20 protein-coding genes and 1 tRNA gene are annotated in these 21664 nt (G+C 70.8%); 15 read left to right on the forward strand and 6 right to left on the reverse strand.

What is annotated here, in order from left to right:
* Positions 1-259: 259 nt before the first annotated feature.
* The 12 genes from gsiC to LIN44_RS08745 all read left to right on the forward strand — a co-directional run bounded on the left by gsiC (position 260) and on the right by LIN44_RS08745 (position 11943).
* Positions 260-1180 carry a glutathione ABC transporter permease GsiC gene (gsiC, locus tag LIN44_RS08690; RefSeq protein ID WP_227311817.1) on the forward strand — a complete coding sequence of 307 codons (921 nt, stop codon included), beginning with the start codon at positions 260-262 and terminating at the stop codon, positions 1178-1180.
* Positions 1181-1187: 7 nt separating this feature from the next.
* Positions 1188-2102: a glutathione ABC transporter permease GsiD gene (gene gsiD, locus LIN44_RS08695; protein WP_227311818.1), complete on the forward strand. Its 915-nt coding sequence runs from the start codon at positions 1188-1190 to the stop codon at positions 2100-2102.
* A gap of 4 nt (positions 2103-2106) precedes the next feature.
* Positions 2107-3144, forward strand: coding sequence for a P1 family peptidase (locus LIN44_RS08700; RefSeq protein ID WP_227311819.1), 1038 nt, complete (start codon positions 2107-2109; stop codon positions 3142-3144).
* A complete protein-coding gene (locus LIN44_RS08705; RefSeq protein ID WP_227311820.1) occupies positions 3144-3962 on the forward strand; it encodes a M55 family metallopeptidase in 819 nt (272 codons plus the stop codon). The genes LIN44_RS08700 and LIN44_RS08705 overlap by 1 nt, the downstream gene beginning before the upstream one ends.
* An 83-nt stretch (positions 3963-4045) precedes the next feature.
* Positions 4046-4810: a hypothetical protein gene (locus LIN44_RS08710; protein WP_227311821.1), complete on the forward strand. Its 765-nt coding sequence runs from the start codon at positions 4046-4048 to the stop codon at positions 4808-4810.
* 63 nt (positions 4811-4873) lie between these two features.
* Positions 4874-5944, forward strand: a complete 1071-nt coding sequence (locus tag LIN44_RS08715) for a M14 family metallopeptidase (RefSeq protein WP_227311822.1) — start codon at positions 4874-4876, stop codon at positions 5942-5944.
* Between the two features lie 200 nt (positions 5945-6144).
* Complete coding sequence (locus LIN44_RS08720) at positions 6145-6771, forward strand: CDP-alcohol phosphatidyltransferase family protein (RefSeq protein ID WP_227311823.1); 627 nt, start codon at positions 6145-6147, stop codon at positions 6769-6771.
* A 4-nt stretch (positions 6772-6775) separates the two neighbouring features.
* Positions 6776-8545 carry a bifunctional alpha/beta hydrolase/class I SAM-dependent methyltransferase gene (locus LIN44_RS08725; RefSeq protein WP_227311824.1) on the forward strand — a complete coding sequence of 590 codons (1770 nt, stop codon included), beginning with the start codon at positions 6776-6778 and terminating at the stop codon, positions 8543-8545.
* Positions 8542-9918: a phosphatase PAP2/dual specificity phosphatase family protein gene (locus LIN44_RS08730; RefSeq protein ID WP_227311825.1), complete on the forward strand. Its 1377-nt coding sequence runs from the start codon at positions 8542-8544 to the stop codon at positions 9916-9918. The genes LIN44_RS08725 and LIN44_RS08730 overlap by 4 nt, the downstream gene beginning before the upstream one ends.
* Positions 9908-10351: a hypothetical protein gene (locus LIN44_RS08735; RefSeq protein WP_227311826.1), complete on the forward strand. Its 444-nt coding sequence runs from the start codon at positions 9908-9910 to the stop codon at positions 10349-10351. Before LIN44_RS08730 ends, LIN44_RS08735 begins: the two co-directional genes overlap by 11 nt.
* A gap of 6 nt (positions 10352-10357) precedes the next feature.
* Positions 10358-10984, forward strand: coding sequence for a 1-acyl-sn-glycerol-3-phosphate acyltransferase (locus LIN44_RS08740; protein WP_227311827.1), 627 nt, complete (start codon positions 10358-10360; stop codon positions 10982-10984).
* Positions 10981-11943, forward strand: a complete 963-nt coding sequence (locus tag LIN44_RS08745) for a phosphatidate cytidylyltransferase (protein ID WP_227311828.1) — start codon at positions 10981-10983, stop codon at positions 11941-11943. The genes LIN44_RS08740 and LIN44_RS08745 overlap by 4 nt, the downstream gene beginning before the upstream one ends.
* Before the next feature lie 38 nt (positions 11944-11981).
* On the opposite strand, the gene LIN44_RS08750 is transcribed toward LIN44_RS08745, so the two are convergent.
* Entirely contained in the window at positions 11982-12881 is a 900-nt protein-coding gene (locus tag LIN44_RS08750; protein WP_227311829.1) for a LysR family transcriptional regulator, read from the reverse strand.
* 181 nt (positions 12882-13062) lie between these two features.
* On the opposite strand from LIN44_RS08750, the gene LIN44_RS08755 reads away from it, so the two are divergent.
* Genes LIN44_RS08755 through LIN44_RS08765 form a run of 3 tightly spaced genes read left to right on the forward strand, consistent with a single transcriptional unit; the run spans position 13063 to position 16260 of the window.
* Positions 13063-14070 (forward strand): tripartite tricarboxylate transporter substrate binding protein, encoded by a 1008-nt coding sequence (locus tag LIN44_RS08755; RefSeq protein ID WP_227311830.1) that lies wholly within the window; start codon positions 13063-13065, stop codon positions 14068-14070.
* A gap of 11 nt (positions 14071-14081) precedes the next feature.
* Positions 14082-15095, forward strand: coding sequence for an NADPH:quinone oxidoreductase family protein (locus LIN44_RS08760; RefSeq protein WP_227311831.1), 1014 nt, complete (start codon positions 14082-14084; stop codon positions 15093-15095).
* 13 nt (positions 15096-15108) lie between these two features.
* The gene (locus LIN44_RS08765) at positions 15109-16260 is read left to right on the forward strand and encodes a CaiB/BaiF CoA-transferase family protein (RefSeq protein ID WP_227311832.1); all 1152 of its coding nucleotides are present in this window, start codon (positions 15109-15111) and stop codon (positions 16258-16260) included.
* A gap of 64 nt (positions 16261-16324) precedes the next feature.
* Here the strand turns inward: LIN44_RS08765 and LIN44_RS08770 are convergent.
* From LIN44_RS08770 to prmB, 5 genes are all read right to left on the reverse strand, one after another.
* A tRNA-Val gene (locus tag LIN44_RS08770) sits at positions 16325-16401 on the reverse strand.
* An 85-nt stretch (positions 16402-16486) separates the two neighbouring features.
* Positions 16487-18037 (reverse strand): class I adenylate-forming enzyme family protein, encoded by a 1551-nt coding sequence (locus tag LIN44_RS08775; RefSeq protein WP_227311833.1) that lies wholly within the window; start codon positions 18035-18037, stop codon positions 16487-16489.
* A gap of 30 nt (positions 18038-18067) precedes the next feature.
* Positions 18068-19066, reverse strand: coding sequence for a tripartite tricarboxylate transporter substrate binding protein (locus LIN44_RS08780; RefSeq protein WP_227311834.1), 999 nt, complete (start codon positions 19064-19066; stop codon positions 18068-18070).
* A 156-nt stretch (positions 19067-19222) separates the two neighbouring features.
* Positions 19223-20494 carry an MFS transporter gene (locus LIN44_RS08785; RefSeq protein WP_370641553.1) on the reverse strand — a complete coding sequence of 424 codons (1272 nt, stop codon included), beginning with the start codon at positions 20492-20494 and terminating at the stop codon, positions 19223-19225.
* 256 nt (positions 20495-20750) lie between these two features.
* A complete protein-coding gene (prmB, locus tag LIN44_RS08790; RefSeq protein WP_227311835.1) occupies positions 20751-21644 on the reverse strand; it encodes a 50S ribosomal protein L3 N(5)-glutamine methyltransferase in 894 nt (297 codons plus the stop codon).
* Between the last annotated feature and the right edge of the window lie 20 nt (positions 21645-21664).

Below are 21664 nucleotides of genomic sequence, written 5' to 3' on the forward strand. Positions count from 1 at the left end.
AGGTGCTGGCCCTCACCCCCGCCCCTCTCCCGCGCGCGGGAGAGGGGAGAACACAACGGGTCGTTCCAGCTCCGGCGGTTTGCTCCCCTCTCCCGCATGCGGGAGAGGGGCCGGGGGTGAGGGCGGGCGCGGGCAGTACTCCAGCCGCCTCAAGGACCCTGACTCAACGAGCAGCAAAGCAGTAAGCCGAGAGCGGCCGCCTGCCTCGCGACGCGGGGTTCGCAGGCGGGCGGCCCGCGGCCTTTCTTCATGGTGTGTGATGCTGAATTACTTCCTCAAACGTGTGCTGGGCGTGATCCCCACGCTGCTGATCGTGGCGGTGCTGGTGTTCCTGTTCGTCCACCTGCTGCCGGGCGATCCGGCGCGCCTGGCGGCGGGTCCGGAGGCTGACTCGGCCACGGTCGAACTGGTGCGCAAGGACCTGGGCCTGGACCGGCCCCTGCACGAGCAGTTCGTCAATTTCTTCTCCAATGCGCTGCGCGGCGAGTTCGGCAATTCGCTGCGCACCAAGCGCCCGGTGAGCGAGGAGATCGGCGACCGCTTCATGCCGACGCTGCTGCTGACGGTGGCGTCGATGGCGTGGGCGGTGGTGTTCGGCATGGCGATCGGCATCGGCTCGGCGGTGTGGCGCAATCGCTGGCCCGACCGCTTCGGCATGACGCTGGCGGTTTCCGGGATCTCCTTCCCGGCGTTCGCGCTGGGCATGCTGCTGATGGAGGTGTTCTCGGTGCAGCTCGGCTGGCTGCCGTCGATCGGCGCCGATACCTGGCAGCACTACGTATTGCCCTCGGTCACGCTCGGCGCCGCGGTGGCGGCGGTGATGGCGCGCTTTACCCGCGCGTCGTTCGTCGAGGTGCTGCAGGAAGACTTTATCCGCACCGCCCGCGCCAAGGGCGTGCGCGAGACGCTGGTGGTGGCCAAGCATGGCCTGCGCAACGCCATGATCCCGGTGGTGACCATGATGGGCCTGCAGTTCGGCTTCCTGCTGGGCGGCTCGATCGTGGTAGAGAAAGTGTTCAACTGGCCGGGCCTGGGACGCCTGCTGGTCGATGCCGTCGAGATGCGCGACTACCCGGTGATCCAGGCCGAGGTGCTGCTGTTCTCGCTCGAATTCATCCTGATCAACCTGGTGGTGGACATGCTCTACACCGTGATCAATCCCACCATCCGCTACAAGTGAGGCCGGCATGACTGAGCTTTCCACGCCCGCCGCAGCGCAAGCGGCATCCGCCACCGCCTCCGGGCCGGAAGCCGTGCGCACGCCCTGGACCGAGTTCTGGCGCAAATTCCGCAAGCAGCACCTGGCGCTGGGCGCCGGCGCGTTCGTGCTGCTGCTGGTGCTGGTGGCGATCCTGGCGCCGCATATCGTGCCGTACGACCCCGAGAATTTCTTCGACTACGACGCGCTCAACGCCGGCCCGTCGGCCGCGCACTGGATGGGCGTCGATTCGCTCGGGCGCGACATCTTCAGCCGCATCCTGGCCGGCACCCGCATCTCGCTGGCGGCGGGCTTCCTGTCGGTGATCATCGGCGCGGTGGTCGGCACCGTGCTGGGCCTGCTGGCCGGCTACTACGAAGGCTGGTGGGACCGCATCGTGATGCGCGTCTCCGACGTGCTGTTCGCCTTCCCCGGCATCCTGCTGGCGATCGGCATCGTCGCCATCCTCGGCAACGGCATGACCAACGTGATCTTCGCCGTGGCGATCTTCAGCATCCCCGCGTTCGCGCGGCTGGTGCGCGGCAATACGCTGATGCTGAAGCGGCTGACCTATGTGGAGGCCGCGCGCAGCATCGGCGCGTCGGACTGGACCATCCTGATGCGCCATATCCTGCCGGGCACGGTGTCGTCGATCGTGGTGTATTTCTCGATGCGGATCGGCACCTCGATCATCACCGCGGCCAGCCTGTCGTTCCTGGGACTGGGCGCGCAGCCGCCTACGCCGGAATGGGGTGCGATGCTCAACGAGGCGCGTGCCGACATGGTCACCGCGCCGCACGTGGCGATCTTCCCGAGCCTGGCGATCTTCCTCACCGTGCTGGCCTTCAACCTGCTGGGCGACGGGCTGCGCGACGCGCTCGACCCCAAGATCGACCGGCGCTGAAACCATGGCTGCATCGATCCCGCGCATCGGCGCGCTGGCCTCCGGGCCGCTGGACAGCATTGCCGACGTCGCCGGCGTCACGGTCGGCCACTGCACGCTCGACGACGGCGGCGTGCAGACCGGCGTGACCGTGATTTGCCCGCATGGCGGCGATCCTTACCGCGACAAGGTGCCGGCCGCGGCCACCGTGCTCAACGGCTTCGGCAAGAGTGTGGGCCTGGTGCAGGTGGACGAGCTGGGCGTGCTGGAAACGCCGGTGGCGCTGACCAATACCTTTGCCGTCGGCACCGTCGCGCAGGCGCAGATCCGCGCCGCGGTGGCGGCCAATCCGGAGATCGGCCGCGCACTGCCAACGGTCAATCCGCTGGTGTTCGAATGCAATGACGGCTACCTGAACGATATCCAGCGCATGGCGGTGGCCGGCTCGCACTACGATGCGGCGCTGGCCGACGCGGGAGCCGGATTCGCACAGGGCGCCGTGGGCGCCGGCCGCGGCATGTCGGCGTTCGGCGTCAAGGGCGGCATCGGCACGGCTTCGCGCGTGGCCGGCGGCTACCGTGTCGGCGCGCTGGTGCTGGCCAACTTCGGCACGCCGGAATCGTTGACCGTGGCCGGCCGGCTGGTCGGCCCGGAGCTGGCACGCCGGCTGGCGCCGCCCGCCAGCGCGGCGCAGCCGGAGAAGGGCTCGATCATCATGATCGTCGCCACCGACGCGCCGCTCGACGCGCGCCAGCTGCGCCGGCTGTCGCTGCGCGCGGGAGCAGGGCTGGCGCGCACCGGGTCCGTGTTCGGACATGGCTCGGGCGATATCGCGCTCGCGTTCTCGACCGCGTACACCGTGCCCGACGATGCGGCGCGGCCGATGCCGGCGGTTGCCATGCTGCATGAAACCCTGCTCGACCCGCTGTTCCGTGCCGCGGCCGACAGCGTCGAGCAAGCCATCCTGCATGCGCTGTGGCAGGCCGGGCCGGTGCAGGGCCGCGACGGCCACCGCCGCGCCGCGCTGCTCGACGTGATGCCCGAACTGCGCCAGACCTGCTGATGAAAATCCTTGTTTCCACCGATATCGAAGGCGTGGCCGGCGTGTTCCACGCCGAGCAGACCCGCCCGGGCAATGGCGAATACGAACGCGCGCGCGCCTGGATGACCGGCGAGGCCAACGCGGCCATCGAAGGCGCCTTTGCCGGCGGCGCGGCCGAAGTGCTGGTCAACGATTCGCACGGCGGTTTCCGCAACCTGCTGCCGGACCAGCTCGACCCGCGCGCGCGGGTGGTGCTGGGCAAGCCGCGCTACCTGGGCATGATGGCGGGCGTCGAGGCCGGCGTCGACGGCGTGCTGATGATCGGCTACCACGGCCGCGCGCAGAGCCGCGGCGTGCTCGCCCACACCATCAACAGCGGCGCCTTTGCGCGAGTCTGGCTCAACGGCAAGGAACTCGGCGAGGCCGGGCTGTACGCCGCGCTCGCCGCCGAATTCGGTGCGCCGGTGCTGATGGCCAGCGGCGACGACGTGTTCGTGCAGGAAACCCATGCGCTGATGCCGTGGGTGCGCTATGTCGAGACCAAGACCGCGGGCGGCTTCGGCAGCGGCGCCTCGCTGTCGCCGGCGGCCGCGCGCGCGGCCATTGCCGCGGCGGCGGCGAGCGCGGTGCGCGAGCGCGCGCAGGCGCAATGCCTGCGCATCGCCGCGCCGGTGGCGTGCACCCTGCAGACCCAGACGCCGGCGCACGCCGACCTGTTCTGCCAGTGGCCGACGCTGGAGCGGCGCGACGGCGTGACGCTGTCGTTCCAGGCCGATTCGGTGCAGGCCGCGGTGCGCATGCTGAACTGCCTGTCGGCGATGTCGTTCATGCTGAAGTAGGCCGGCGCGGCGTGGCGGGACGTGCGCGGCGCACGGATCGGCGACAATGGCGGGTCGAGCAACAGGCACGCACTACGCAACGCATGACCCAGGCACACGAAGGCGGCTGGATCCCGGTACGCAAGGACTTCGTCGATCCCGCCACACGCTGCCACGCGCGCGGCGCCAGCCGCCGCCATCACGGCTTTCCCGACGGCCAGGCTTTTATCCTGCGCGACGCCGCCGGGCACGAATACCCGTTCGGCGAGGACTGCGCGCGCGCCGCGCTGGCGCAGCCCGCGCTGCTGCGGCAGGTGCCCGACTACACCGAACGCGACGTGGTGCCGCGCATGGCCCTGCCGGAGCTGCCGCCGGGCCCGGGCCGTCGCGATCCCGCGCAGGCCCGGGCGGCCGAGCGTGCCGCGGCGATCCGCTACCTGGTGCTGCGCATGGAAAAGGTGGCCGCGGTGCCGCGCGTGCAGCCCACCGTGCGCTTTCCGGCGCTCGACGCCGTCTATGAGCAATACCAGCGCAGCGGCGACATCGCCCCGGCGCAGGTGCGCCGCATTCTGGCGATCGAGCGCAGCCCGTCGACGCCGCCGCGCCTGCGCGCGACCAACCTGCTCGACGTCTATACCGCCCATGTGAAGCTGGAGCGGCTGATTGCGGCCTCGACCAGCGTCGACAACATCCGCTTCCTCCGCAGCCTGCATGACTGGCTGGCGCGCCACCTGGTGCTGAGCGCGGGGCAGCTGGCCGCGGCCGGGATCGCGATGCATCCGCAGGCGTTTACGTCGGACGGGATCTGGGGTCCCGCAGCGGAGCCACCGCCGGCGGCGGGCAAATTCCAGTCGGGGTCGCTGTTCTAGCCGCGACTGGCGAGACCCGTCGAATTGGCGTTTAATGCCTGCATCGCATCCGCGGGTGACGCCATGAGCCATTTTTCTCGCAGCTACGCCGAAGCGCGCCAGACCTTCCTGGACGCTGCCCGCGCCGCGGGCGCCGCGCTGGCGCAATTTCCGCATCCCACCCGGCGCGGCAGTGCCGGCGAAGACCTGGCGATCGACGTGGCGCTGGCCGGCGCCGCCGAGGCCCGGCGCTGCATCATGGTGACCTCCGGCACGCACGGTGCCGAAGGCTTTGCCGGCTCGGGGGCGCAAACGGCGCTGCTGCGCGACGCCGCGCTGCTTGCCGAATGCGCCGCCGCCGATGCCTGCCTGCTGCTGGTGCATGCGGTCAACCCCTATGGCTTCTCCTACCTGCGCCGGGTCAACGAGGACAACGTCGACCTGAATCGCAACTTCATGGATTTCTCGCAGCCGCTGCCGCATAACGCGGCCTATGCCGAAATCGCGCCGCTGCTGCTGCCGGCGCAATGGCCGCCGTCGGAGACCGACCAGGCCAGGCTGATGAAGGCGGTGGCAGAGCGCGGCATGGCGTGGTACCAGGCCGCGGTCAGCCGCGGCCAGTACCAGGACCCGGACGGCATGTTCTACGGCGGCGACAAGGCCACCTGGAGCAACTACACGCTGTGCCGCATCCTGGCGCGCTTCGGCGCCGGCCGCGCGGCGCTGCGCTGGATCGACGTCCATACCGGCCTGGGGCCGTGGGGCTACGGCGAGCCCATCCACATGGGCCCCGACACGCCGGAATCGATCCGGCGCACGCGCGCGATCTGGGGCGAGCGCGTGACCTCGATCTACGACGGCTCGTCGACCTCGGCCAACCTGACCGGGCTGGCCTGGCACGCCGTGCCGCAGACCCTGCCGGCGGTGGACTACGCCGGCATCGCGCTCGAGTTCGGCACGCTGCCGGTGGGCGAGGTGCTGGATGCCCTGCGCGGCGACCACTGGCTGCACCGGCATCCCGAGGCCGACGAAAACCAGCGCGCGCTGGTGCGCCAGGCGATGTGGCGCGCCTTCTACGGCGATGCCGACGACTGGCGCGACGGCGTGGTGGCGCAGGTGGGCGACGCCGTGCGCAGCACGATCGCGTCCGCCTAGTCTGGTGGGGTTCAGGCCGCAGGCGTCATCTGGTATTGTCCGGGCTTGGCGGTAGAGTGCCGAGCCAGGCACTGCCGCGATGCCCGGGCCGGAGTATGCCGCAGCCGGGCCAGAGAGCCAGACCAACACCAAGAACAAGACGGAAGCGGCCGCCGCGCGGTGCGCTTCCGCCATCAGCTCGGCAGGGAGGCCGGCGCGCGATGACGCTCTACGAACTGAAACCCAGGTTCCAGGCCTGGCTGCGACCCATGGTGCAAGACCTGGCGCAACGCGGCGTGACCGCCAACCAGGTCACGCTGGCCGCCGCCGCGGGATCGCTCGCGGTGGGCGTGCTGGCCACGCTGGGCATGCTGGTGGCCGAGACCCCGGCGCTGTTCCTGCTGTTCCCGCTGTGGTTGTTCGGGCGCATGGCGCTCAATGCCATCGACGGCATGCTGGCGCGCGAGCATGGCCAGCAGAGCGTGCTGGGCGCCTACCTGAACGAGCTTGGCGACATGGTCTCGGACCTGGCGCTGATCCTGCCGCTGGCGGCGCTGCCCGGGTTCAGCCTTGGGCAGGTGGGCACCTTCGCGCTGCTGGCGCTGCTGGTCGAAGCGGCCGGGCTGATCGGGCCGCTGGCCGGCGCCAGCCGGCGCTACGACGGCCCGCTCGGCAAGAGCGACCGCGCCTTCGCGGTCGGCGCCATCGCGCTGTGGGCGGGCCTGGGACTGGGTTTCGGCGCGACCGCCAGCTGGCTGTGGCTGCTGCTGTCGCTGTTGTCGCTGTTCACGATGGCCAACCGGGTGCGCCGCGGCATTGCCGAGGCGCAGTCCCGCCTTGCGGAGTAGCGCGATGGACCGACTGTCTTCCCGCCAGCCGCTGCAGCGGCAATTCGAGACCCACGACGGCCAGGCGCTGTTCTATCGCCACTGGCCCGCGGTGGAAGGCCCGGCGCGCGGCGCCGTGGTGCTGTTCCACCGCGGCCACGAGCACTCCGGCCGGGTCGCGCACCTGGCCGACGAGCTCAACCTGCCCGGCTACGACATCTTTGCCTGGGATGCGCGCGGCCATGGCAATTCGCCCGGCGAGCGCGGCTACAGCCCCAGCCTGGCAGATTCGGTGCGCGACATCCAGACCTTCACCGACCACATCGCCGAAGTCCACGGCATCCCGCTGGAACGCACCGCGGTGGTGGCGCAGAGCGTGGGCGCGGTGCTGGCCGCGACCTGGGCGCACGACTACGCGCCGCCGATCCGCGCGCTGGTGCTGGCGTCGCCGGCGTTCAAGGTCAAGCTGTACGTGCCGTTCGCGCGGCCGGGCCTGAAGCTGATGCAGCGGCTGCGCGGCAAGTTCTTCGTCAACAGCTACGTCAAGGCAAAGTTCCTGACGCACGATCCCGAGCGCATTGCCAGCTATGACAGCGATCCGCTGATCACGCGGCCGATCGCGGTCAATATCCTGCTGGACCTGTACCAGACCGCCGAGCGCATTGTCGCCGATGCCGCCGCGATCACGGTGCCGACGCAGCTGCTGATCTCCGGCGCCGACTGGGTCGTGCACCGTGGCCCGCAGGACCGCTTCTACGAGCGCCTGGGCGCGCGCACCAAGGAGCGCATCGTGCTGGACGGCTTCTATCACGACACCCTCGGCGAGCGCGACCGCAAGCTGGCGGTCGATGCCGCGCGCCGCTTTATCGTGCGCGAATTCGACACCCCGTCGGCGCCGCGCTCGCTGCTCGATGCCGACCAGATCGGCCCGTTCCGCGAGGAGGCGGACCGGCTGGCGTCGGCGCCCGGCGCGCTGGCCGCCTGGTACTGGCGCGCGGCGCGCGCCAACCTGAAGCTGGGCGGGATGCTGTCGGATGGCGTGCGGCTGGGCCACCAGACCGGCTTCGACTCGGGCTCGACGCTCGACTACGTTTACCGCAACACGCCGTCGGGCCGCGGCGCGCTGGGCCGGCTGGCCGACCGGCAATATCTCGACGCGATCGGCTGGCGCGGCATCCGCCAGCGCAAGCTCCACGCCGAGGCGCTGATCGCCGAGGCCGTGCGGCGCCTGCGCGCGGCCGGCATGCCGGTGCGCATGGTCGATATCGCCGCCGGGCATGGACGCTACGTGCTGGAAGCGCTGGGCGCGCTGGAGGGCGGCGCGGCCGCGGTCGAGTCGATCCTGCTGCGCGACTACAGCGCGCTGAACGTGGAGCAGGGCCGCGCGCTGATTGCCGCCAAGGACCTGCAGGGCGTGGCGCGCTTCGAGCAGGGCGATGCCTTCGACGGCGACAGCCTGGCCGCGCTGGCGCCGGCGCCGACCCTGGCGGTGGTGTCCGGCCTGTACGAGCTGTTCCCCGACAACGCCATGGTGCGGCGCTCGCTCGAGGGCCTGGCACGCGCGGTGCCGCCGGGCGGCTACCTGGTCTATACCGGCCAGCCCTGGCATCCGCAGCTGGAGTTCATCGCGCGCGCGCTGACCAGCCACCGCGCCGGCGCCGCCTGGGTGATGCGGCGCCGCTCGCAGGCCGAGATGGATGAACTGGTGCGGACCGCGGGCTTCGACAAGGTCACGCAGCGCATCGACCCGTGGGGCATCTTCACCGTCAGCCTGGCGCGCAGGCGCGGCGCATGAGCACGGTGCCGACGCAGGCCGGCGCCGCGGTGCAGCCGCGCCGGCCGTGGGGCCTGGCGTGCCTGCTGCTGGCGCTGGCCGGCGCCTTGTTCTTCTCCAGCTACGGCTTCGCCAACTGGCTGGCGAGCCAGCGCGCCGAGGTGCCGTCGTTCTATTTCGAATGGGAGCGGGGCATTCCGTTCCTGCCCTGGACCATCGTGCCGTACTGGTCGATCGACCTGCTGTATGGCCTCTCGTTCTTCCTGTGGCGCGGCCGCGCGGCGCTGTTCACCCACGTCAAGCGCCTGGTGCTGGCGCAGCTGGTGTCGGTGGCGTGCTTTATCGCCTTCCCGCTGCGCTTCAGCTTTGCGCGGCCCGCTGCCGACGGCCTGCCGGGCCAGCTGTTCACGCTGCTGGGCGGCTTCGACCTGCCGTTCAACCAGGCGCCGTCGCTGCATATCAGCCTGCTGGTGATCCTGTGGGTTGCCTTCGCGGCGCACCTGCGCGGCGGTTGGCGCTGGCTGCTGCATGGCTGGTTTGCGCTGATCGGGATCTCGGTGCTGACCACCTGGCAGCACCACCTGATCGACGTGCCCACCGGCGCGCTGGTGGGCTGGCTGTGCGTCTACCTGTTGCCGATGCAGCTGCCCGCGACTGCCGCCGGCGTGCCGGATGCGCGCACGCGCCAGCTGTCGCGCCGCTATGGCGTGGGCGCGCTGGTGGCGCTGCTGTGCGCGGTGCTGGCAATAGGCGGGTCGGTGACGCTGGCCTTCCTGCTGCTGTGGGCCGCGCTGGCGCTGGCCTGCGTGGCCCGCGTCTACGCGCTGGCGGCGCCGGCGTGGTTCCAGAAGGACGGCGACGGCAAGATGGCGCCGGCCGCGCGCTGGGTGCTCGCGCCTTACCTGCTGGGCGCCTTCCTCAATTCACGCTGGTGGACGCGGCGCGCGCCGCTGGCCAGCGCGATCGCGCCCGGCGTCTGGGTCGGCCGCTTTCCGACGCGCGCCGAGCTGCGCGCGCTCGGCGCGGATGCCGTGCTCGACCTCAGCGCCGAGCTGCCGCGCGCGGCCACGGCATCCGGCCTGGCGTATCGCTGCGTACCGGTGCTGGACCTGACCGTGCCGACGCCGCAGCAGATCGGGCAGGCCGTGGCGCAACTCGACACCTGGCAGCGGCAGGGCCGCCGCGTGCTGGTCAGCTGCGCGCTGGGCTATTCGCGCAGCGCGCTGGTGGCGGCGGCCTGGCTGGCGCGCCGGCACGGCCTGCGCGATGCCGCCACGGCCCTGGCGGCGCTGCGCCAGCATCGCCCGGCCGTGGTGCTCGGGCAGGAACATGCCGACGCGCTGCAGCGCTGGCTTGACGGTGCGGCCACGCAGGAGCCGGGCGATGGCCGCTGACCCGGACGCAGCGTTGGCGCCCGGCACCGACGCCTGGATCGCGCACGCGGTGACGGGCGCGCTGGCGGGGGCCGCGTGGCTCGGCGCGGCGGGACTGGGTTTCGCCATGCTGGCGGCCGGGCTGGGCGCGGGCACCGCGAGCTCGCGCTGGCCGGCGGCGCTGGCGCTGCTGCTGGCGTTGCCCCAGCTGTGGCTGCTGCTGCGTGTCGCAATCGACCGCCGCCTGTTCGCTGCGCTCGCCGGTGGCGCGCCGGGCGAGCCCGACCTGGCCGGCCTCGATGCCGCGTTGCTGGCACTGGGCTGGATGCCCGCCGCGCGCGCCGCCCGCCCGTTGCCGGAGCGCGCCCGCGGCGCGCTGCGCCTGGTGCGCGCCAGTGCCGCGCTGACCGTGTGCCAGCTGCTGCTGGCCCTGCTATCGCTGATACTGAGGTAAACAACCATGTGGCTTGCCCGCGCGACCGCGCGCGCCATCATCGTCTTCGCCCGGCTGCTGACCGGCATGCGCGCCAACTGGCAGGGCTGCATCCCGGCCGCGGTGCAGCGCGTCTACTTTGCCAACCACAGTAGCCACGGCGATTTCGTGCTGATCTGGGGCTGCCTGCCGCCCGACCTGCGCATGGTCACGCGGCCGGTGGCGGGCGCCGATTACTGGGAGAAATCTCCGCTGCGCCGCTTTATCGGCCGCGACGTGTTCCGCGCGCTGCTGATCGACCGCACCCGCAGCGACCCCGGCAGCGACCCGGTGGCGCTGATGCGGGCCGGCCTGGCGGCGGGCGACTCGCTGATCCTGTTTCCCGAAGGCACGCGCAACACCACCGACGCGCGCCTGCTGCCGTTCAAGAGCGGCATCTACCACCTGGCGCGGGCCTGCCCGGAGGTCGAGTTCGTGCCGGTGTGGATCGACAACCTGAACCGCGTCATGCCCAAGGGCGAAGTGGTGCCAGTGCCGCTGCTGTGCACCGTGACCTTCGGCCAGCCGCTGCGGCTGGCCACCGACGACAGCAAGGAAGCGTTCCTTGCGCGCTGCCGCGCGGGCCTGCTCGCGCTTGCCCCGGAACTGGAATGACCGCCATGCCCACCCTGCATTGGAGCCGCGAAACCTGGCTGCTGTTCGGCGGCCTGTTCGGCGTGCTGCTGCTGGCCTCGACCGTGACCGCGCTGCTGCGCTGGCGCGTGGCGGGCGGCGGCCAGCACGCGGTGATCGACAACCTGGCGCAGCGCGTGTCGGCCTGGTGGTGGATGATCGGCATCATGGGCGTCGCCTTTGCGCTGGGGCGCACCGCGGTGATCGTGCTGTTCTACCTGCTGTCGTTCTTTGCGCTGCGCGAGTTCGTCACCATCACCACCACGCGGCGCGGCGACCATCGCGCCGTCGTCGCCGCGTTCTTCGTGTTCCTGCCGCTGCAGTACGTGCTGGTCTATATCGGCTGGTACGGCATGTTCTCGATCCTGATCCCGGTCTACGCCTTCCTGGTGCTGCCGATCCTGGCCGCGCTGTCGTCCGAGACCACGCGCTTCCTGGAGCGCTGCGCCGGGGTGCAGTGGGCGGTGATGGTATGCGTGTTCTGCATTTCGCACGTGCCGGCGCTGCTGACGCTGCCGATCCCGGGCTTCGACGGGCGCAACCTGCTGCTGATCGCCTTCCTGGTGATCGTGGTGCAGGGCAGCGACGTGCTGCAGTATGTGTGGGGCAAGCTGTGCGGCAGGCGCAAGATCGCGCCGCTGCTGTCGCCGTCCAAGACCGTCGAGGGCTTTGTCGGCGGCGTCGCCAGCGCCACCGCGCTGGGCGCGGCGCTGTGGTGGATCACGCCGTTCTCCCCATGGCAGGCCGGCGCGATTGCGCTGGTGATCGCGCTGATGGGCTTTCTCGGCGGCCTGGTGATGTCGGCGATCAAGCGCGACCGCGGCATCAAGGACTGGGGGCACATGATCCAGGGCCACGGCGGCATGCTCGACCGGCTCGACTCGGTGGTGTTCGCCGCGCCGGTGTTCTTCCACATCACGCGTTACTGGTGGGTGCCCTGATCCGCGCGGGGCTTACAACGCCATCTCACGACGCCATCTCACAACGCCATCTCTTCGCACCACGCCACCACTGCGTCGCGGAAGTCCTGGCAGATCGGCGACAGGTAGCCGTCGGCGCGCCACAGCACGGCCAGTTCGTGCTGCCAAGCCGTGCCCGGGGCGTCGATCGCGGCCAGTCCCTGGCCCTCGGCCTGGCGCAGCATGCGCGGCGGCATGATGCCGAGCAGGTCCGAGTGCCGCAGCAGCTCGCCGAAGGCGACCGGCGACGCCGTGCTTTCCACCGCCACGCGCGGCGGCGGCAAGCCGACCGCGGTAAACCGTTCCTCCAGCCACTGGCGCAGGTACAGCGAACTGGCCGGCACCACCCAGCGTTCGCCGGCGAGGTCGGCCAGGGTGCGAAAGCCGTCGCGGCGCGGATGCGCACTGCGGCACACGATCTGCATGCTGAGCGGCCCCAGCGGCAGCCACGCAATCTCCGCCGGCAGGCTGGCCGGACGCGCGCCGAGGATCAGGTCGGCTTCGCCATCCTGCAGCATCGCCATCAGGCGCGCGCTCAAATGGGTTTCGATCGAGAACGTGGCCAGCGGCCGGCTCAGGAAGAAGCGCGCCAGCAGCGGCGACAGCAGCGAGGGCAGCAGGTAGGGGATGGCGCCCAGTCGCACCGTGCCTGCGCGCGCGGCGCGCTGCTCGGCCAGCTCGTTGCGCATGTCGCTGGCGGCCAGCGAGATCCGGCGCGCATGGGCCGCCAGGGTGCGGCCCGCGCCGGTCGGCACCAGCCCGCGCGGGGTGCGCTCGAACAAGTGCATGCCGGCTTCGCCTTCGAGCCGCGCCAGCGTCTTGGACAGGCCGGACTGGGTCATGCCCAGGGTGTCGGCGGCGCGGTGCAGGTTGCCCTGGTCGATCACGACCAGGAAGGCTTCTAGATCCTCGAATCGCATGGGGCGGGATGGCGCTGGGGGTGCGGGCCATTGTAGCGCCATGCCTGGCGGGACTTGGTTCGCGCCGCGCGGGAATCGCGCCGGCCCGGGGAGCGGTCTAGACTGCCTGGCATCCCTCGCGCACCGCAGCGGACACTGCAGCGGGCACTACAGAAGGGAGCCAAGCCCAGGAGACAGACCGATGCCATACCGTTCCGCATGGCTGCGCACAGCCATGGCCGCCATCTTGCTGGCCGCCGTTCCCACCGTGATGCCGGCCGCCGCCGTGGCCGCCGATCCCGCCTCTGCCGAACCCTATCCGTCGCGGCCGCTGACCATCGTGGTGCCGTCGGTGGCGGGCAACGTCAACGACGCGGTGGCGCGGCTGATCGGGCAGGAGCTGACCAAGAGCTGGGGCCAGCCGGTCATCGTCGACAACAAGCCCGGCGCGGGCACCACCACCGGCACCAAGTACGTCGCGCGGGCGGCCAGGGATGGCTACACCGCGCTGCTGACCTTTACCGCGCACGTGCAGAACCCGTCGCTGTACCGCGGCATCGGCTATGACCCGATCGCGGATTTCACGCCGGTCAGCGAAGTGGCGATCTCGTCCACCATCCTCGCGGTGTCGCCGGATTTTCCGGCGCGCACGCTGCCGGAGGTGGTGGCGCTGCTCAAGGCCAATCCGGGCAAGTATCCGTATGGCTCCTACGGTGCCGGCACCACCGGACATATCCTCGGCGAACTGCTCAAGCGCGAGGCCGGCCTGCAGATGGAGCACGTGGCCTACAAGGGCGGCGCGCCGCTCGCCACCGATCTCGCTGCCGGCCATGTGAAGCTGGGCTTTATTGCCGTGGGTACGGCGATGCCGCTGCTGCAGGGCGGCAAGCTGGTGCCGGTGGCGATTGCCGGCGCCGAGCGCTCGGCGTTGCTGCCCAAGGTGGCAACCTTCCGCGAAGCCGGCTACCAGGGCTTCGAGCCGGATGCGTGGATGGGCCTGCTGTTCCCCGCCGGCGTGCCCAGGGTGCGGGTCGAAGCGCTGTCGCGCGAGGTGGCGCGCATCGTGCGCCTGCCGGAGATCGCCAGGAAGATGCAGGACCTGAACCTGGTGCCGGTCGGCGGCACGCCCGAGGCCTTCGCCACGGTGATGAAGAACGACCGCGACAAATGGAGCCGCATCATCCGCGATGTCGGCATCACGCTCGAATGACGGAGACACCGATGCAAGCCGACGATTACCAGGGACTGGTCTGTTCGCGCTGGTGCCACTGGAGCGAGCTGGCGCTGCAGCGCATCGCGCGCCGGCCGCTGGCAGCGGGCCAGGTGCGCATCCGCGTGCGGCACGCCGGGGTGGGCTTCGCGCTGAGCCTGTTCGTGTCCGGCAAGTACCAGCGCAAGCCGCCGCTGCCGTTCACGCCGGGCACCGAGGTCGCGGGCGAGATCATCGAAGTGGCGCCCGACGTCACGCAGCTGCGCCCGGGGCAGCGCGTGGCCGCGGCGCTGGACTGGGGCGGCATCGCCGAGGAAGCGGTGGCCACCGCCGACACCGTTTATCCCATCCCCGACGGGCTGCCCCTGGCGCATGCCGCCGCGCTGCCCATCACCTACGGCACGGTGTGGGCCGCGCTGGCGTGGCGCGCGGCGCTGCAGCCGGGCGAGACCATGCTGGTCCACGGCGCCAGCGGCGCGCTGGGCACCGCCGCGGTACAGGTCGGCAGGCTGATGGGCGCGCGCGTGATCGCCACCGCCAGCACCGCGGCCAAGCGCGAGGCGGCGCTGCGCAATGGCGCCTCGCACGCGCTGGAGCCGGACCCGGCCACGCTGGCGGCGGCGGTCAAGGCGCTGTGCCCGGCCGGCGGCGCCGACGTGGTGTTCGACCCGGTCGGCGGCGATCTCTTCGACGCCTCGCTGCGCTGCGCGGCGCCCGGCGCGCGGCTGCTGTCCATCGGCTATGCCAGCGGCCGCATCCCGGCGGTGCCGGCCAACCTGCTGCTGGTGAAGAACCTGGCGCTGATCGGCTTCAACTACGGCTATTACATCGGCTGGGGCCTGACCGACGAGCGCCGCCGCTTTGCGCCGCGGGTGCAGGCGATGGTCGGCGAGATCATGCAGGCGGCGGCCAGCGGCAGGCTGGCGCCGCCGGTGCTGCAGCACTTTGCGCTGCGCGACTGGCTGGACGCGGTCGACACCACCATGTCGCGCCGCGCCATCGGCAAGGTCATGCTGGATATCTGAACGGAGCCAACTTATGCACGATGCAACCGCGGCGAGCGCGGACGATGCGATGTTCGATGGCCTGACCGTGCTCGACCTGAGCCAGGGCATTGCCGGTCCGTACTGCGGGCTGATCCTGCGCCAGCAGGGCGCGCGCGTGATCAAGGTGGAGCCGCCGGGCGGCGACTGGTCGCGGCAGATGGGGCGCATCCGCGCCGGCCAGACCGCGATCGCGGTCGCCTGCAACGCGGGCAAGGAAAGCGTGGTGCTGGACGCGCGCAGCGCCGACGGCCGGGCCGCCATCGGCCGGCTGGCGCAGTGCGCCGACGTGGTGATCCAGAATTTCCGTCCCGGCGTGGCCGAGCGCATGGGCGTCGGCTACCAGGCCCTGGCCGCGCACAACCCGGCGCTGGTCTATGTCTCGATCTCGGGCTACGGGCACGCAGGGCCGCTGGCGAACCGGCCGGCGGTGGACACCACCATGCAGGCCTACAGCGGCCTGATGCACCTGAACCGCGATGGCGCCGGACAGCCGCGACGCATCGCCTTCTTCATGGTCGACCTGGCCACCGGGCTGTATGCGGCGCAGCAGGCGTCGGCGGCGTTGTACAAGGCCGCGCGTAGCGGCCGTGGCCGGCATGTGCGGCTGTCGCTGCTGGAAACCAGTGCCGCGCTGCAGTCCTACCTGATGGTCGACGATGCCATGTTCCCGGAAGCCGAACTGGCGGCGGCCAACGCGCCGACCGGCCTGTTCGAGGCGGCCGATGGCGCGCTGTACCTGAGCATGCTCAACGACGCGATGTTCCTGCGGCTGGCCACGCTGCTGGGTTTCGACGACTGGCTTGCCGACACCACGCTGCACAGCAGCGCCGGCCGGCTGCCGCGTGCGGTGGAGCTGGGCCGGCGCGTGGCGCACGCGTTCGCCGCGCAGCCGCTGGCGCACTGGGAGGCGCTGCTGACCGAACACGATGTGCTGTTCGCGCGCGTAGCCCATGCCCGCGAGCTGCTGCAGAGCGCGCAGTGCGCGCAGGCGGGCGTGTTTGGCCGGTTGCCGCTGGCGGGCATCGGCGAGGTGCCGTGGGCCAACCTGCCTGGCATGGCGGGACGAGAGCGGCCGGCGGGGAGCGCGCCGGCGCTGGGCGAGCATACCGGGGCGGTGCTGGCGGAGTTCGGCATCCGCGCCTGAAGCGGACCGGCAAAAGAAAAACGGACGGTGCGCGATTGCGTACCGTCCGTGTTCCGTTGTGCGTTGGTAGGCTCGATTGGACTCGAACCAACGACCCCCACCATGTCAAGGTGGTGCTCTAACCAGCTGAGCTACGAGCCTAGCGAAGGCGCGAATTATAGAGAGCCCGTTACGATTGCGCAAGCACCCGCGCGCGACTTTTTGCGCGAGTGCCTGCCACAGCGCGTCAGGCCACCGCGACGCGGTCGCGCAGTTCGCGCTTGAGCACCTTGCCGATGGCGCTGCGCGGCAGGCTCTCCACCTCGTGGATCGCGGCCAGCCGCTGGGTTTTGCCCAGGCGTTCGTTGGCCCACGCCAGCACCTCGTCAGCGCTGGCGCCGGCGCCGGCGTGCAGGACGACAAAGGCCACCGGCGTCTCGCCCCAGCGTTCCGACGGCACGCCGACCACCGACACTTCCGACACCGCCGGGTGCTCGCGCACCACCGCCTCGAGGTCGCTAGGATAGATGTTGAAGCCGCCCGAGATGATCATGTCCTTCTTGCGGTCCAGCAGCACCAGGAAGCCGTCCTCATCGAAGCGGCCGATGTCGCCGGTGCGGATAAAGCGCTGGCCCTGCGCGTCGTGCCATTCGGTCTCGGCGGTCTTTTCGGGCTGGTTGTGGTAGCCGTTCATCATCGCCGCCGAGCGGCCCACCACTTCGCCGGTGCTGCCGGGCGGCAGTTCGCGGCCGGCTTCGTCGATGATGCGCACGTCGGCACCGGTGGCGGGGCGCCCGACGGTGTGCAGCTTGTGCGGGAACTGGTCGGCGAACAGCAGGCAGCCGCCGCCGCCTTCGGTCATGCCGTAGAGCTCGGTCAGCGCGCCCGGCCAGCGCCGCAGCACTTCGGCCTTCAGGGCGGGGCTGAACGGCGCGCTGGTGCAGAACTTGTGCCGGAACGACGACAGGTCATGTTGATCGAACGCCGGATGCGCCAGCAGCCGCTGGTACTGCACCGGCACCAGCATGGTGTGCGTGACGCGATGCCGCTGCGCCAGCGCCAGGTACTGGGCCGCATCGAACTTCGCCATCAGGATGGCGGTGCCGCCCAGCCCGATGGTGGGAAAGAAGCTGGCCAGCGTGGTGTTGGAATACAGCGGCGTCGACAGCAGCGTGACGGCGTCGGTGCCATAGCCGGTGGCGGCGCCGCGCGACACATGGGCCCAGCGCATGCCGTGCGATTGCACGATGCCCTTGGGCGTGCCGGTGGTGCCAGAGGAATAGATGATGTTGAGCGGCATCTCCGGGTGGATATCGGGTTCGGCCACCGGCGTGCCGGCGGGCGCGAGCCAGTCCGCGTAGGGCTGGCCCGCCGCGCTGCCGTCCAGCGTGACCACCGGCGTGCCGGCCAGCCTGGCGCGCACCGGCGCCAGCACGTCGGCGACGCTGGCGTCGGTGAACACGATGCGCGCGCCGGCGTCGGCAATCATGCCGGCCAGGCTGTCGGGCGTGGACGAGGGCGCGAGCGGCGCGACCACCACGCCGGCGCGCACCGCGCCGAGGTACACCGCGGCGTATTCGATCGACGATGCGGCGCAGATGGCGATGGCTTCGCCGGGCCGCACCCCGTCGCGCGCCAGTGCCGCGGCAACGCGGTCCATGGCGGCGTCGAGCCCGGCGTAGTCGAGCGCGCGCTCGCCATGCATCAGCGCGCGCTGCGCGGGGCGCTGCGCGGCGTGCTCGCGCACAAGCACGGACATGGTGGTGAAAGGGCGTTGGAGCGGAGTCGGTTGGGTCATGTCGGGCAGCGTTGGTGGATGCGGCAAGCCTTACTGGATCTGCGCGCCGGAGTCCTTCACCACCTTGCTCCAGCGGTTGATCTCGGCGTCGATATGGGTGCGCAGCGCGGCGGGCGTCGAGCCCACCGGTTCATAGCCGTTGGCGGCCAGCGTCGCCGTCAGGTCCGGCTGGCGCAGCACGGTGGCGATCTCGGTGCTGAGGCGGTCGATCACGGGCTGGGGCGTGCCGGCCGGTGCCAGCATCGCGTACCAGCCGGTGATGCTGATGCCGGGCACGCCGGCCTCGGCCAGCGTCGGTACTTCGGGGGCGACCGCGGCGCGCTGGCTGCCGGTGACGGCGAGCGCGCGCAGCTTGCCGCTCTTCACATGCGGCAGCGTGGTCGAGATGCTGTCGAAGGTGAGCTGGACTTCGCCCGACAGCATCGCCGTGACGACCTGCGCGCTGCCCTTGTACGGCACATGGGTCATCTTGATACCCGCCACCGAATCGAACAGCTCGCCCGCCAGGTGGCCGGTATTGCCGTTGCCCGCCGAGGCAAAGGTGAGCTTGCCGGGCGCGGCCTTGGCCTCGGCGATCAGCTCCTTCACATTGGTGGCCTGCAGCGACGGGCTGCCCGCCAGGATCATCGGCAGGTTGGCCACCAGCGACACCGGCGCGAAATCCTTGCGTGTGTCGTACGGCAGTCTGGGATACAGGCTCGCATTGATGGCATGCGCGGCCAGCACCATGATCAGCGTGTAGCCGTCGGGCCTGGCGCGCGCCAGCGCCTGGCTGGCGATGGTGCCGCCGGCGCCCGGACGGTATTCCAGCACCACCGGCTGGCCCAGGCGCTCCTGCAGCTTCGCGGCGACCGGACGCGCCAGCAGGTCGGCGCTGCCGCCGGGCGGGTAGGGGATCAGCAGCTGGATCGGACGCGCCGGCCAGGTTTCGGCGGCGGCGCCGGCCGGCAGGGCGGCTGCGGCGGCCGTGGCCAGCATGGCCGCCAGCCATGCGCGGCGGCCCCGGGCGGGGCGCGATGGGAATGGCATCAGCGTGTCTCCTCGTTTGCCGGCCGCTGGTGCAGCCGTTGTCCCTTGTTGCCGGAACCGGCTGGGACGTTGGTGTCACAAACGGTAAACGCGTCAGCCCGCCAGCGGAATTCTTAAATCGATAAGTCTGGCTTTTTGCGGGCGAAGCGCCCGCGGCTAATGGCTGGCGGGATGCGCCGGGCTGAACCAGTAGGGCACCAGCGCGGCGGCGATCAGCACCGCCGCCGACAGGAAGATCGCCGCATAGGTCGACGGCAGCGGCCAGCCGCGCACATGGCCGGCATTGGCAATCAGCCCGAAGGCCCAGGAGGCCAGTGCCGAGCCCAGGAACACGAAGGTATTGAGCAGCCCGAGGCCGCGTCCGCGCTGCGATGGCGGGATCAGCCCGCGGCCCTGCGCCATCACCAGCGGATGCAGCATGCCGATGGTCGACAGCAGCGCCATCATGGCCACGCCATAGCCGATGCCGTTGTCGGGCCACAGCGCCAGCAGGATCGCACCGCCCATGGCAAAGCACGACCAGCCGGCGATGGTGGCCTTGAGTGTGCTGCGCCGCACCAGCACCGGCAGCAGGAAGGCGGTCAGGAAGCCGGCCAGGCTCAGCAGCGTCAGCGCCACGCCGCGCGGCGCCGAGCCCAGGCTGAACACGTCGGCCAGGTAGGGCCCGCTCCAGGCATTGCGGAAGGCGGTGCCGGCGGCCATCGCCACGCATAGCGGGATCAGCGTCCACAGCGGCGCCAGCTTGAGCAGTTGCAGGCTTTCCGACAGCATCGCCGCCCACGACGCGCTGCGGGCCTCGGCATGGCCCTGGTCGCGCACGCAGCGCCACACGCCATAGCAGGCCGCCACCATGCCCAGCGCCGACACCGCCATCGACGGGCGCCAGCCGACCAGCGAGACGGCCCACCCCAGCGGCGCGGTCGCGCACAGCGAGCCGATCATGCCGGTGGCGTTGGAGCGGCTGACCACGCGGGTGTAGTCGCGCTCGGACAGTTGTTCCGAGGCGAAATGCAGCAGCCCCATGAACACCGGCGCGCACGCCAGCCCCAGGCCCATCTGCGCCAGCGTGGCCGCGGTGCCGTTGGGTGCCAGCACGAACAGGATCGACGACAGCGCGCCCACCGCCAGCAGCAGCGCGGTCGGACGGCCCACGCCATAGCGGTCGAAGGCGATCCCCACCGGGATCTGCGCCACGGCAAAGGCCAGGAAGAACGAAGACGACAGCGCGCCGAAGCCCGCCGGCGACAGGCCGAAATCGTGCTGCAGCTCCGGCGCCATCACTGCCAGGCACGAGCGGAAGAACTGGCTGAGCGCGAACGCGAAGGTCAGGATGGCGATGCCGCGCACGGCGTAGGTCGCCGGGTGTCGCGCGGGCAGGGTGCCGGCGCCGGGAGGCGATCCGGGAGGGGGGATATGGCTGGGGGTCACGACGTCGGTGGCGCTGTCTCTGCAGCGAGTGTAGGGCCTGCGCGCGTTGCCGGATCAACGGTTGGCCGGTGTTCGCCCAGATTGCGCGGGCGTCGCCCCTGTACCGCTTGTTTGCTCCCTCTCCCGCTTGCGGGAGAGGGTTGGGGTGAGGGCGGGAGCATCGACGAAGTCAAGCCGTCGGTATGCGAGCGCCTGCCCTCACCCCCGGCCCCTCTCCCGCAAGCGGGAGAGGGGAGCAAACAATGGCCCGGATCAATTACCCCGGCAACGCGTCGTACGTCAGCAAAAACACCTGCTCATCGCCCGCGCTGACCGGCAGCCAGACGATTTCCAGTTCCGGGAAGACGGCCTCCACATTGGCATGCTCGTTGCCGATCTCCACCACCAGCACGCCACCCGGGTTCAGCCGTGACTTGGCGCCGGCGATGATCCGCCGCACCACGTCCATGCCGTCGTCGCCGCCGGCCAGCGCGATGCGCGGCTCGGCCAGGTATTCCGGCGGCAGCGCCTGCATCGAGGTTTCGTTGACGTAGGGCGGGTTGGTCAGGATCACGTCGTAGGTGGCGCCGTGCGGCAGCGGTGCGTACAGGTCGCCTTCGTAGAGACGGATGCGGTCGTCCATCTTGTAGTCGGCAACGTTGCGGCGCGCCACGGCGAGCGCATCGGACGAGATGTCGACCGCATCGATCTTCGCGTTCGGCCACACATGCGCGGCCACGATCGGCAGGCAGCCGGAGCCGGTGCACAGTTCCAGCACCGGGCCGATGCTGTCGCTCTCGCCGACCCAGGGCTCCAGCCCTTCCTGCAGCAGTTCGCCGATAAAGCTGCGCGGCACGATCACGCGCGAATCGACGTAGAAGCGCAGGCCGTGCATATAGGCTTCGTGCGTGATGTAGGCGGCCGGCACGCGCTCGTTGACGCGGCGGTCGATCACCTTCAGCACGGCCTCGACTTCCTCGGGCAGCAGCCGCGCATCGAGGAAGGGATCGAGCGTATCGAGCGGCAGGTTGAGCGTATGCAGCACCAGGTAGGCCGCCTCGTCATAGGCGTTGGCGCTGCCGTGGCCAAAGGACAGGCGCGCGGCGGTAAAGCGCGACACGGCCAGGCGCAGCAGGTCGCGCACGGTGCGCAGGGGAGAGGGCGTTGCCATTGAGGGTTGTCTTTGCGTAA

Origin of the sequence: Cupriavidus sp. MP-37, from assembly GCF_020618415.1 — a bacterium.
GTDB lineage: Bacteria > Pseudomonadota > Gammaproteobacteria > Burkholderiales > Burkholderiaceae > Cupriavidus.